General features: G+C 63.5%; 9 protein-coding genes. 7 read left to right on the top strand and 2 right to left on the bottom strand.

Features of this window, described 5'->3' with window-relative positions:
- Positions 1–187 precede the first annotated feature (187 nt).
- From HAP54_RS17900 to HAP54_RS17870, 7 genes are all read left to right on the top strand, one after another.
- Complete coding sequence (locus HAP54_RS17900; protein WP_224741886.1) at positions 188–1,243, top strand: ABC transporter substrate-binding protein; 1,056 nt, start codon at positions 188–190, stop codon at positions 1,241–1,243.
- Between the two features lie 307 nt (positions 1,244–1,550).
- Complete coding sequence (locus tag HAP54_RS17895) at positions 1,551–3,329, top strand: glucan ABC transporter ATP-binding protein/ permease (protein ID WP_166302273.1); 1,779 nt, start codon at positions 1,551–1,553, stop codon at positions 3,327–3,329.
- Positions 3,330–3,531: 202 nt separating this feature from the next.
- Positions 3,532–4,947, top strand: a complete 1,416-nt coding sequence (locus HAP54_RS17890) for a D-alanyl-D-alanine carboxypeptidase family protein (protein WP_166302270.1) — start codon at positions 3,532–3,534, stop codon at positions 4,945–4,947.
- Between the two features lie 180 nt (positions 4,948–5,127).
- On the top strand, positions 5,128–6,810 hold the full coding sequence (locus HAP54_RS17885; protein WP_166307983.1) for a long-chain fatty acid--CoA ligase: 1,683 nt from the start codon (positions 5,128–5,130) through the stop codon (positions 6,808–6,810).
- Between the two features lie 25 nt (positions 6,811–6,835).
- Positions 6,836–7,393 carry a DUF924 family protein gene (locus tag HAP54_RS17880; protein WP_166302267.1) on the top strand — a complete coding sequence of 186 codons (558 nt, stop codon included), beginning with the start codon at positions 6,836–6,838 and terminating at the stop codon, positions 7,391–7,393.
- A gap of 108 nt (positions 7,394–7,501) precedes the next feature.
- Positions 7,502–7,987 (top strand): peroxiredoxin, encoded by a 486-nt coding sequence (locus HAP54_RS17875; RefSeq protein WP_166302264.1) that lies wholly within the window; start codon positions 7,502–7,504, stop codon positions 7,985–7,987.
- Between the two features lie 465 nt (positions 7,988–8,452).
- Positions 8,453–9,676: a calcium-binding protein gene (locus HAP54_RS17870; RefSeq protein ID WP_166302261.1), complete on the top strand. Its 1,224-nt coding sequence runs from the start codon at positions 8,453–8,455 to the stop codon at positions 9,674–9,676.
- Between the two features lie 125 nt (positions 9,677–9,801).
- Here HAP54_RS17870 and HAP54_RS17865 read toward each other — a convergent pair whose 3' ends face one another.
- Together HAP54_RS17865 and HAP54_RS17860 are read right to left on the bottom strand one after the other, a co-directional pair.
- Positions 9,802–10,734, bottom strand: coding sequence for a calcium-binding protein (locus tag HAP54_RS17865; protein ID WP_166302259.1), 933 nt, complete (start codon positions 10,732–10,734; stop codon positions 9,802–9,804).
- On the bottom strand, positions 10,722–12,656 hold the full coding sequence (locus tag HAP54_RS17860) for a beta strand repeat-containing protein (protein WP_166302256.1): 1,935 nt from the start codon (positions 12,654–12,656) through the stop codon (positions 10,722–10,724). Before HAP54_RS17860 ends, HAP54_RS17865 begins: the two co-directional genes overlap by 13 nt.
- Positions 12,657–12,891 lie beyond the last annotated feature (235 nt).

The raw sequence follows: 12,891 nt of genomic DNA, 5'->3' as shown, positions 1-12,891 counted from the left end.
AAATGCCCGTCACGAAAACATATCTGGACGGGCTCCTAGGCGAAAACAAGGCAGTCATCGGCCATTCACCTTGCCTGGGGCAAAATGCCTGCAAATAACGCTTGAAATTGCACGTTGCCATGGCGCATTCGATGCCATGAAGCAGGCGCGCCGGCGCGGCACTTTGTCTCGCCTCCCGGATGTCATGATGCAGGTAACTCGGACCACCGTTCTCCGCTGGATACTGGCCGGCATGATCGGCCTCGCGGGCGGCGCGTGGCCGGCCGTCACCCCGCTCCGTGCCAGCGACCAGCCGCCGCCGCTCGCCATCCAGTTCACGCTCGACCGTCCGCTTGATGCTGCCGCCGCGCCGTTCGTGATGGCGCAGGCCGGCGGCCTGTTCAGCGCCGAGGGGCTTGCGGTCGGCACCAACGTCGCCACCAGCTCCGCGGACGCGATCGCGCGGGTCGCCGACGGCTCGAGCGACTTCGCGCTGGTCGACATCAACACGCTGATCCGCTTTCGCGACAAGCCCGGTGCGGCGCCCGTCAAGGCGGTGCTGGTGCTGTTCAACCAGGCGCCCTACGCGATCATTGCCCGCAAGAGCCGCGGCATCAAGGCGCTGGCGGATATGGAAGGCAAGAACCTCGGCGTCGCCGAGGGCGACCTCTCGATCCTGTTCTGGCCCGCCGTCGCCAAGCAGAACGGCATCAAGCTATCGAGCGTGAAGCAGAACACGATCAGCGCCGCAGTGCGCGAGCCGATGCTGTCCGCCGGACAGGTCGACGCCGTGACCGGCTTCTCCTATCTCTCGGCGATCAATTTACGGGATCGCGGCGTGCCGGCCGACGATCTCGCGGTGCTGCGCTTCGCCGACTATGGCTGCGAGGCCTATGGGTTTGCCGTCATCGTCAGCCCGCGCCTTGCCGCGGCGAAGCCGGATGCGGTGAAAGGTTTCGTGCGCGCGGTGATCGGCGGCACCAACCTCGCCATCAAGGACCCGGGGCGCGCCGCCGGCGAGGTGGTGAGCCGGATGGATGGCGGTTCGCGCGATCTGGAGCTCGAGCGGCTGCGCGCCATCATCCGCGACAACATCCTGACCGGCGAGGTGAAGCGCGACGGCATCGGCGGCATCGAGGCGGAGCGCTTCGAGCGGTCGATCGATCAGCTCGCGGAGGATTTCAAATTCCAGAAGCGGCCGCACGCCGCCGACATCTTCGACGACCAGTTCCTGCCGCCGATCGACGGCCGGCTTGTGAATTGAGGACAGCTCTCCGTATTCGTCATGCCTGGGCAAAAGCGCGAAGCGCGTCTTCGCGCAGACGACCCGAGCATCCACGTCTTCGGTGATCGCTTGCGAGAAAGACGTGGATGGCCGGGTCCATAGGCGAGCGGAAGCGACGCCGTCCTTCGGACGGCTACGGGCGAGCGGAAGCGACGCCGTCCTTTGGACGGCTCTGCCCGGCCATGACAGAGCGTGATGTACTTCCGCCCGCTGGCCCTGCATCGCGAACCCTGATTAAATCGCGTCCCGCCTGACCGGGCGTCCACCGCTTACGAGTCCCGCCGGCATGTCCATGCTCCGCCTCTATACCCGCGCCCTCGAACTGCTCGGCAAGGAGGCGCGGCTCGGCTGGATCCTCGCCGCCGCCAACGTGCTGCTCGCCGGCGCGCAATTCGCCGAGCCGGTGCTGTTCGGCAAGATCGTCGACGTGCTGTCGGGCCGGCCGGTCACCGGACTGTTCGCGACCTCCTCGGCATGGCCGCTGCTGATCGCATGGGCAGCGTTCGGCCTGTTCACGATCGGCTGCAGTGCGATCGTCGCGTTGCAGGCCGACCGGCTGGCGCACCGCCAGCGCCAGGCGGTGCTGACCGATTATTTCGAGCACATCATGCAGCTGCCGCTGACCTTCCACTCCGGCACCCATTCCGGGCGGCTGATGAAGGTGATGCTGAACGGCACCGATGCGCTGTGGCGACTCTGGCTCGGCTTCTTCCGCGAGCATTTCGCCGCCATCATGTCGCTGATCGTGCTGCTGCCGCTCGCGCTCTACATCAACTGGCGGCTGGCAATCCTGCTGTTCATACTCTGCGTCGTGTTCACCGTGCTGACCACGCTGGTGGTGCGCAAGACCTACGGCATGCAGAGCGAGGTGGAGGCCTATTACAGCGACCTGTCGGCGCGCGCCTCCGACGCGCTCGGCAATGTCGCGCTGGTGCAAAGCTTCGTGCGGATCGACTCCGAGGTGCAGGGCCTGCGCTACGTCGCCGACAAGCTGCTCGCGGTGCAGATGCCGGTGCTGTCATGGTGGGCGCTGGTCACCGTGATCACCCGCGCCTCGACCACCATCACGGTGCTCGCGATCTTCACCGTCGGCATCGCGCTCCACAACGAGGGCCTCACCACGGTCGGCGAGATCGTGATGTTCGTCTCGTTCGCCACCATGCTGATCCAGAAGCTCGAGCAGGTGGTGAGCTTCATCAACAACGTGTTCATGGAAGCGCCGCGCCTGCAGGAGTTCTTCGACGTGCTCGATGCGGTGCCGGCAGTGCGCGACCGGCCCGGCGCGGTCGATCCCGGACGGCTGTCCGGCCTGGTGGAGTTCAACAACGTCTCGTTCTCCTATGACGGCAAGCGGCCGGCGATCGAGGATCTCTCCTTCACCGCATTGCCCGGCCAGACCATCGCGCTGGTCGGCTCGACCGGTGCCGGCAAGTCCACCGCGATTGCGCTGTTGCATCGCGCGTTCGATCCGCAATCCGGCATCATCAAGATCGACGGTATGGACATCCGCGCGCTGAAGCTGACGGCGCTGCGGCGGAACATCGGCGTGGTGTTCCAGGAGGCGCTGCTGTTCAACCGCTCGCTCGCCGACAATCTGCGCGTCGGCAAGCCCGATGCGACCGACGAGGAACTGCGTACCGCCGCGGCGCGGGCGCAGGCGCTGGATTTCATCGAGCGCAGCGACAAGAAATTCGACACCCATGCCGGCGAGCGCGGCCGTATGCTCTCCGGCGGCGAACGTCAGCGGCTGTCGATCGCGCGTGCGCTCTTGAAGGATCCGCCGATCCTGATCCTCGACGAGGCGACCAGCGCGCTCGACGCCGTCACGGAAGCCAAGGTGAATGCCGCTCTCGATGAAGTGATGAAGGGCCGCACCACATTTGTGATCGCGCACCGCCTGTCCACCATCCGCCACGCCACCCGCATCCTGTTGTTCGACCAGGGACGGGTGATCGAAAGCGGAACTTTCGATGAACTGGTGGCGAAAGGCGGGCGTTTTGCCGAGCTCGCGCGGGCCCAGTTCATGGTCCATGAGCAGGCACGCGCCGGCATCGAGACACCATAATTCCGGCTTTCCAATTGAGGCGGCTGCCGAAATTCAGCCGATTTCGTCCACGATATAATCCCCCGGCCTCTGTTCTCTGCTGGCAAGCCGGTATAGGGTTTGCATCGCCGCAACGCGGCGCCGGACACGCTTGAAACCCGTACGCTACAATCGCAAGACCTCCTTGTTTTAAGGCGGGTCTCAAAGGACCGGAACCGGACTCGTGCATTTTCCTCGCCCGCTGCGCCCGTCGTTGAAATGGATTCTGGCTGTTGCGATGCTCGCCATCGCAACGCCGCAGCTGGCGCAAGCCGAGGCGCTGCTGGTCGTCGAGGCCGATTCCGGCAAGGTGCTGCAGGCCGACAATGCGACGATGCCGTGGTATCCGGCGTCAATCAGCAAGCTGATGACGGCCTATGTGACGCTGAAGGCGGTCAAGGATGGCCGCGTGTCGCTCGACACGCTGCTCACCGTCTCGCCGACCGCTGCCTCGCAATCGCCCTCGAAGATGGGCTTCCGGCCCGGCACCCAGGTCACCGTGGACAACGCGCTGAAGATGATGCTGGTGAAGTCGGCCAACGACATGGCCGTGGTGCTCGCCGAGGGCGTCGGCGGCTCGATCGACGGCTTTGCCGGAATGATGAACCAGACCGCGCAAAAGCTCGGCATGACGCAAACGAGCTACGTCAACCCGAACGGCCTGCCCGCCGACGGCCAGATCACCTCGGCGCGCGACATGGCGATCCTCGCCCGCGCCATCATCCGCGACCTGCCGGAATACGAATATTTCGTCCACATCCCGTCGATCCGCTTCGGCCGCCGCATCACGCCGAACTTCAACAAGCTGATCGGCCGCTATCCCGGCGCCGACGGCTTCAAGACCGGCTTCATCTGCGCCTCCGGCTACAATCTGGTGGCGTCGGCGACGCGCGACGGCAGGCGACTGATCGCGGTGGTGCTCGGCGCCTCCTCGGGCCGCATGCGCGCGATCCGCGCCGCGCAGCTCCTGGATCGCGGCTTTGCCAATAACGGGCTGGCGTGGCTGCGGCCCTCACTCGGCACCGTCGACAATCTGGTGCCGATCGATGCCTCGCCGCCGAACCTGCGCGAGGAGATGTGCGGCGGCAAGCACAAGCGGCCGGCCAGCGACGAGGACGGCGAAGACACCGTCGCCAGCGCCGGAGGCTCGACCACCAACGGCGAAGGCGGCGTGAGCTTCTTCGCCGCCGGCCTGCAGGCCGCGATGCCGAAACCGTCAGAGATGCTGGCGCAGGCGCCGGCGGCGTCGGAGCCGGTCGTGGTTTATACGGGCCCGACCAAGACCGGCGCCGCGTTGATCGCCGCGGTCGAGGCCGACACCGAGAAGATGCAGCCGGTCAAGCGCGGCAAGGGCAAGCACACCCGCGTCGCGGCCAAGAAGCCCGATGCGGCAGCCGACAAGGGCGACGCCAAATCCGACAAGCCGGCGGCCAAGCCGGTGCGTCATGCCAACGCCAAGCCGGATGCCGCAGCTGCGAAGCCGGCCGCGGACAAGCCGGCCGCCGCGAAGCCTGCCGCCAAGCCCGCGGCAGCGAAGCCCGTGGCGGCAAAGCCGAAGGCGGCCGACAAGCCGAAAGCTGACGCCAAGCCGGCCGGCTAGCAGCGCAGCCGGCCCTCCTATTTCCCGATGCGTCGATAGCGCGGCTTGCCATTGACCGCGGCATTGCTCAATACTGCCGAAAATAACGCGGCCAACAGCCGACTAAGTGCCGGCCAAAGCGCCGGAAACCCGGAAGCAATCCGGGACATCAGGCAAATTTGAGAGAGGGGATTGACCACCATGGAGCGCATCTGGCTCAAGCACTATCCGGCCGGCGTGCCCGCCGATATCGACGTCACGCAATATTCGTCGCTGGTCGAATTGCTGGAAGAGAGCTTTAAGAAGTTCGCCGATCGCAAGGCGTTCATCTGCATGGACAAGTCGATCACCTATCGCGAGCTCGACGAGATGTCGTCGGCGCTCGGCGCCTACCTGCAGAGCAAGGGCCTGCAGAAGGGTGCGCGGGTCGCGCTGATGATGCCGAACGTGCTGCAATACCCGGTTGCGACCGCCGCCGTGCTGCGCGCCGGCTATGCCGTGGTCAACGTCAATCCGCTCTACACCCCGCGCGAGCTCGAGCATCAGCTCAAGGATTCCGGCGCGGAGGCGATCATCGTGCTGGAGAACTTTGCCACCACCGTGCAGAAGGTGCTGGCGAACACGGCGGTCAAGCAGGTGATCGTCGGGAGCATGGGCGACCTGCTCGGCTTCAAGGGCGTAATCGTCAATCTGGTGATACGCCGGGTGAAGAAGATGGTGCCGGCCTGGTCGATCCCGGGCGCGGTCTCGTTCAACGACGCGCTGTCGGCGGGCCGCGGCATGAAGCTCAACAAGCCGGTGCTGACGCGCCAGGACGTCGCCTTCCTGCAATATACCGGCGGCACCACGGGCGTTTCCAAGGGCGCCACGCTGATCCACCAGAACGTGCTCGCCAACGTGCTGCAGAACGACGCCTGGCTGCAGCCGGCGCTGAAGAAGCCGCCGCATGTCGACAATATGATCATCGTCTGCGCGCTGCCGCTTTATCACATCTTCGCACTGACCGCGTGTTACCTGCTTGGCGTGCGAACTGGCGGCACCAATCTGCTGATCCCGAACCCGCGCGACATGGCCGGCTTCATCAAGGAATTGTCGAAGTACCAGGTCAGCTTCTTTCCGGCGGTCAACACGCTCTACAATGGCTTGCTGAACACGCCCGGCTTCGACGAGCTCGACTTCTCCAAGTTGAAGATCGCCAACGGCGGCGGCATGGCGACGCAAAGGCCGGTCGCGGAAAAATGGCTGAAAGTCACTGGCACCGCGCTGTCGGAAGGCTATGGCCTATCGGAGACCTCACCGACCCTGACATGCAATCCCGCGACGATCGAAGAGTTCTCCGGGACGATCGGCCTACCGGTGCCGTCGACATGGCTCTCGATCCGTGACGACGACGGCAATGAGCTGCCGATCGGCGAGGCCGGCGAGATCTGCGCCAAGGGTCCGCAGGTGATGTCGGGTTACTGGAACAGGCCCGACGAGACCGAGCGGGTGATGACATCGGACGGCTATTTCCGCACCGGCGACATCGGCGTGATGGACGAGCGGGGATACACCAAGATCGTCGACCGCAAGAAGGACATGATCCTGGTCTCGGGCTTCAACGTCTATCCGAACGAGATCGAGGAGGTGCTGGCGAGCCATCCGGGCGTGCTCGAGTGCGCCGTGATCGGCGTGCCCGACGCGAAGTCCGGCGAGGCGGTGAAGGCCTTCGTGGTCAAGAAGGACCCGAACATTACCGCCGAGGACATCATCAAATTCAGCGCCACCCAGCTCACCGCCTACAAGGTGCCGAAGCAGATCGAGTTCAGGACCGATTTGCCGAAGACTAATGTCGGCAAGATCCTGCGCCGCGAGCTGCGCGACGAGAAGAAGGCTGCGGCGTAAGAGACCGGCGAGGCGAGCGTTGGACATGACTGACGCGCGCCTCGCGACGCCGGCCGATATCATCACCTTCTGGCTAAAGGCTGGCCGTGACCGCTGGTACACGCGCGACGACGCGTTCGATGCCGAGATCCGCAGCCGCTTCCTCGCCACCTGGCAGAAGGCGGCTGCCGGCGAGCTGTCGTCATGGGAGGCGAACGACGACGGCGCCCTGGCGCTGACCATCGTGCTCGACCAGTTTCCCCGCAATCTGTTTCGTAACGACGCCAAGACCTTTTCCAGCGATCCGCTGGCGCGCGAGGTGGCAGGCCGGGCCATCGACCGCGGCGTCGACGCGCGGATCGATCCGCTGCTGCGCGAATTCCTCTATCTGCCTTTCGAGCATTCGGAGCATCTCGCCGACCAGCAGCGCTGCGTGGCGCTGTTTCGGCAATGCGGCGGCCATCCCGACAACCTCAGATATGCCGAGGACCACGCCGACATCATCCGCCGGTTCGGCCGCTTCCCGCACCGTAACCGGGTGATGGGCCGCCAAACCACCGCGGACGAGCAGGCGTTTCTCGACGCCGGCGGGTTTTCCGGCTGATGACGGAACGGTGACCAGCATCCGGCATTGCCGTTCTTCCGCCAGGTCGTATTGTGCCGTTCCGCAGCCGGGTTTAAGAGAGTTCCGCTTCACCGAGGGAGAACACCGATGACGATCAATGTTGGCGACAAGCTGCCGGAATCCAAGTTTCGCGTCATGACCGCCGAAGGGCCGCAGGTCAAAACCACCGACGACATTTTCAAGGGCAAGAAGGTCGCCCTGTTCGCGGTGCCCGGCGCCTACACCGGCACCTGCCACAAGATGCATCTGCCGAGCATCTTCCTCAACGCCTACGCCTTGAAGAACAAGGGCGTCGACACCATCGCGATCGTCTCGGTCAACGACGCCTTCGTGATGAACGCCTGGAAGCGCGACACCGACCAGCGCGACGAAGCCGTGTTCCTCGCCGACGGCAATGCCGACTTCGCCAAGGCGATCGGCATGGAGCTCGACGCCTCCGGCAACGGCCTCGGCATCCGCTCCAAGCGCTACTCGATGCTGGTCGAGGACGGCGTGGTGAAGAAGCTCAACCTCGAACCCGCCCCGGGCAAGGTCGAAGTCTCCGGCGGCGACACACTGCTCGGGCAGCTCTGAGCTGAGCTTTCGCCGCAAACCTGGCTGTCGTCGCCCGGCTCGACCGGGCGACCCAGTACGCCGCGGCCTCTCGTTTCAATCACCACTGTCTCTGGAATACTGGATCGCCCGCTTTCGCGGGCGATGACAGTTTTGGGCGTGGCGATAGCTGGGGATCGCCGCGTTGTAGCTCAAGGATGGGTAGAGCGTAGCGAAACCCATCAGCTTCGTGCCGTGCACTGAAATGGTGGGTTTCGCTGCGCTTGACCCACCCTACGCAGGGCCGGCTACGTGCAATCTGTGCCGGACGAAGGGTTCCCTCCGCGGATCGGCTTTTTCGTCCCGCCTCCCCCGAGCTTGCCGGAATTTCCCGGGCGCGCCGGTGTTTGGTCAACACGCAGAGCATTGATGCTGCGCTGATTTCGGCTCAAGTCGATTAAATTCCAATAACTTAATGTTCGGCCGCACTGATCAGGGAGGCCCGTCATGGCTGAAAATGCATCCGCGTTCATCGGATTCGTGCAGCTTTCCCCGACAAGCTATCAGTACACGATCACCTTGATCGACAATGGTACCACCCCGATTGGTACATTCTGGTTCTCCTGGCTGCCCGGCCAGGGCTACCTGAGCGAGATTCCGACCTTCGTCGCCCCTTCGGGATGGACCGCAAGCATCACGGACGGTGCCCCCCCGGCGAACGGCTACAGCGTCCGTTGGGTCGCAGACTCCACCGCCACCGCGCTGCAGCCCGGCCAATCGCTCACCGGCTTCACCTTCACGACTTCAATTGCGCCGAACGAGCTTTTTGCAGATTCATCAATCCATCCGGGGGGTTTCGGCACGACATCGGTGGTGTATTCCGCCGGCCCGTTCAGCGACGGCGGCTTTGACCTGGTTGCCGGCCAATTGCTTGCCGGCTCGGCGAGCAATGACATCCTCATTGGAACGATCGGCGATGACGCGGCCTATGGCGGAAACGGCAATGATTACATCTATGCCTATGGCGGCGACGACACGCTGGTCGGCGGCGATGGGCTTGACGTGCTCTTGGGCGGAGATGGCAACGACTTCGTCTACGGAGGCACCGGATTCAACTATCTGTTCGGTGACGCCGGAGATGACACATTGATTGGAAGCGGCGGAGCTGCGGCCTCCGACGTCAATGTCATGTACGGCGGCGACGGCGCGGACTTTCTCACCGGCGGCATCGGCACCAACTACTTCTACGGCGGCGCCGGCGTCGATACGATGGTCGGCGGCTCCGGTCTCAACATCTTCATCTCGTCGGGCGAGACCGATGGCAATTTCATCTACGGCGGTTCAGGCCAGAACTATGTCTACGGTTCGAACGGCGGCGACACGGTCACTGGCGGCGCAGGCGTCGACGTGTTCCTGATGGGGAGCGGCAACGACAATATTACCGGTGGTGGCGGTGTCGACTATGCCTGGGGCGGCGGTGGCTCCGACACGTTCACGATCAATGACAGCACGCCGGAGGTCATGGTTGTCCAGGACTTCAACACGGGCGGCGTCAATGACTTCGTGAATTTCGCCGGCACGTCACTGCATTCGTTCGCCGATGTTCAGGCCGCCGAGTTCTACTCACCCGGCATCAACACGACCATCATCACCGACGCCGCGGGCAGTGCGGTCTGGCTGATCGGCTTGGCACCAGGACAACTGGACGCCAGCATGTTCAAGTTTGGCTAAGGCTGAGACGCACCTGCCTCGGCGCAGGTGCGGTCTCATTCAATGATCTCGTCGGCACGGCCCGAAACCTCGTTGAGGTCGCGTCGCGCGCGAGCCCGTGCATCCGGAAAATGGTCGAGCAGGTCCTAGCTGAACTTGAACATGCTCGCATCCAGCTGTCCCGGTGCGATCCCGATCAGCCAGGCCGCATTGCCTGCCGCATCGGTGATGATGGTCGTGTTGATGCCGGCGACATAGGTCTCGGCTGCTTGTACATCAGCAAACGAATGCAGCGATGTGCCGGCAAAGCTCAGGAAGTCGTTGACCCCACCCGTGTTGAAATCCTGGATGACCATGACCTCAGAGGTCGTGTCGCTGATGGAGAAGGTGTCGGCGCCCCCGCCACCCCAGGCATAATCCACTCCGCCGCCTCCGCTGATGTTGTCCGCGCCCGAGCCCATCAGGAATACGTCAACGCTGGCGCCGCCGGTGACGGTATCGCCACCATTGGAGCCATAGACGTAGTTCTGGCCCGCGCCGCCGTAGATGACGTTGCCATCCGTTTCGCCTGAGGAGACGAAGATGTTGAGACCACTGCCGCCGAACATCGTATCGACGCCGGCGCCGCCATAGAAATAGTTGAAGCCGGCGCCACCATACAGGGCATCGGCGCCGGCCTCTCCGAACATCACATTGACATCCCCTGCTCCGACGATCCCACCGTTACCAATGATGAGGTCGTTGCCGTCGCCGCCGAACAGATAGTTGGTGCCGGACCCGCCATAGAGGGAATCGTTGCCCGCTTCGCCGAGGAGAACGTCGAGACCAGCATCACCCACAAGAATGTCGTTTCCGGAGCCGGCATAGAAATAGTCATTGCCGTCGCCGCCATATCCGACGTCGTCACCGGCAAAACCGATCAGGACATCGTTGCCGCCGAGCCCGACGAGCGAGTCGTTGCCCACGCCGCCGTAAAGATTATCGGCACCAGCCGTCCCGGTGTTCGCGATCGGCAGATCCGCAACGTTCAGGGGCACGTCGAAAAAATGCAGCAGTTCGATATTGGTCAGCGTGTCCAATCCCTCGCCGGCGACGAGGACCGAACTCGTGGGACTGGTTCGGGTGATCGTATATGCGCTTCGGTTGCCGAAGAACCACGCTGTATCGGTGCCAGACCCACCGTCAAGCGAATCGTTCCCTCCGCCTCCCCTAGGACATTATTCCCACCGTCACCGGTCAGCGTATCGTTGAAACTGCTGCCGTCGAGACCCTCAATGGAGGTGTAGATGTCTCCACTCGCCTCGCCGGTGTTGGCAGCCGGGTTTGCCAGGCTAGCCACCACGGCGGAGCTGGCCCGGGAATAGGAGGCGATATCGTTGCCTGCTCCTCCGTTCAATGCGTCGGCGCCGAGACCGCCACTCAGAATGTTGTCGTTTGCATCTCCGACAAGCGTGTCATTGAAACGCGACCCGGACAGAGCCTCGATGGAGCTATAGACGTCGCCGGCCGCGTCACCAGTATTCTGCGAGCTGTCAGCAAGATTGGCCACCACCGAAGCTGATGCTTGGTCGTAGGAAGCGGTGTCAAAGCCGGCGCCGCCATCGAGAGTATCTGCCCCACCGCGCCCGTCGAGCGGATTGTTGCCGGCATCGCCGATCAGATGGTCGGCAAACGCACTGCCAATCAGCACCTCAATGCCGCTATAGGAATCTCCAGTTGCTTCGCCGGTGTTCACTGCCGGGTTAGCGAGACTTGCAGTGACGCCGGACGTCGCACTTATATACGAGGCCGCATCAATGCCGCTGCTGCCACCTACCATCGAGTCGGCGCCAAGTCCGCCGATGAATAGAGTGTCCGCCGTGGCGTCTCCGATCAGCGTATCGTTGAAGTTACTTCCCTGGATGCCCTCGATCGAAACGTACACGTCTCCGGCGGCTTCGCCCGTGTTCAGTGAAGGGTTATTGAGATTTACGACGATACCCGCGCTGGCATTGCCATAATCGGCGACATCGCGGCCGCCGCCGCCGTTCAGCGTATCTGCGCCGAGGCCGCCCCGCAGATAATTGCCATTATTGTCGCCGACCAAGAGATCGTTGAATGCGCCGCCTCTGAGCCCTTCGATGCCGACATAGACGTCGCCGGCGGCCTCGCCCGTGTTCGCCGATGCATCCGAGAGATTGGCGACAATCGCGGTGCTTGCGTTGAAATAGTCGGCAAAGTCAAAACCGGCCCCGCCGTCCAGCGTGTCGGCGCCGACACCGCCCTGCAGGAAATTGATGTTGGCATCGCCGGTCAACGAGTCGTTGAAGTCGCTGCCGCGGATCGCTTCAATCGAGACGTAGGTATCGCCGGCCGCTTCGCCCGTGTTGGATGCCGGATTGGCAAGGCTTGCGGTGATTGCCGTTGTCGAATCCGCATAGGATACGAAATCGAATCCGGCACCGCCGTCGAGAGAATCCGCCCCGAGGCCGCCGCGCAGCGTGTTGTTGTTGCCATCGCCGATCAGCGTATCGTTGAAGGCCGAGCCGCGGATGTTCTCGATCGACGTATAGGTGTCGCCGGCGGCCTCGCCGGTATTGCCAGCGGGATTTGCCAGGCTGACCAGCAGTCCCGCCGAAGCTCCGAAATAGTCGGCGGTGTCGCTGCCGGCGCCGCCGTCGAGGACGTCCGCGCCCAGTCCGCCGCGAAGCAGGTTGTTGCTGCTGTCGCCCGTCAGCGTGTCGTTGCTGTTGCTTCCGATCAGGCCTTCGATCGAGGTGTAGGTATCGCCCAGTGCGTAGCCTGTGTTGAGTCCGGGACTGACGAGATTTGCCACCACGCCGGCCGGCGCGTCCGCGTAGGACGCGAAATCAATGCCGGTACCGCCGTCGAGGGCGTCCGCGCCGTCTCCGCCGATCAGGGTGTCGTTTCCGGCAAGCCCCTGAAGGGTATCGTTGGTGTTTGAACCGTTGGCTGTGCCGGTAACCGTGTCGTCACCCGCGGTCCCCTGAAAAGATCCCATCCCCAATCCCCCAATCAAAATCGCAGACGATCCTAACCACCGGATCGAACAAATCTTCAATTCAGTCAGATACTTGCCTAGGAAGACAACGACACGATCCGGATATCATGCAGGCCAGAGTTCGATCCTGACCCATTTGGGTGCGACAATTGCGCACACCCGCGACAGTCCCGATATTGCGGGGCCCCATCCGTCTGTATTTCTTGATGTTTCCCGCCGCCTGTTCAACGACGCT

Origin of the sequence: Bradyrhizobium sp. 2S1 (assembly GCF_011516625.5) — a bacterium.
In the GTDB taxonomy this organism is placed as follows: domain Bacteria; phylum Pseudomonadota; class Alphaproteobacteria; order Rhizobiales; family Xanthobacteraceae; genus Bradyrhizobium; species Bradyrhizobium septentrionale.
The sequence above is the reverse complement of the archived record's forward strand: the minus strand, read 5'-3'. Positions and strand labels throughout refer to the sequence as shown.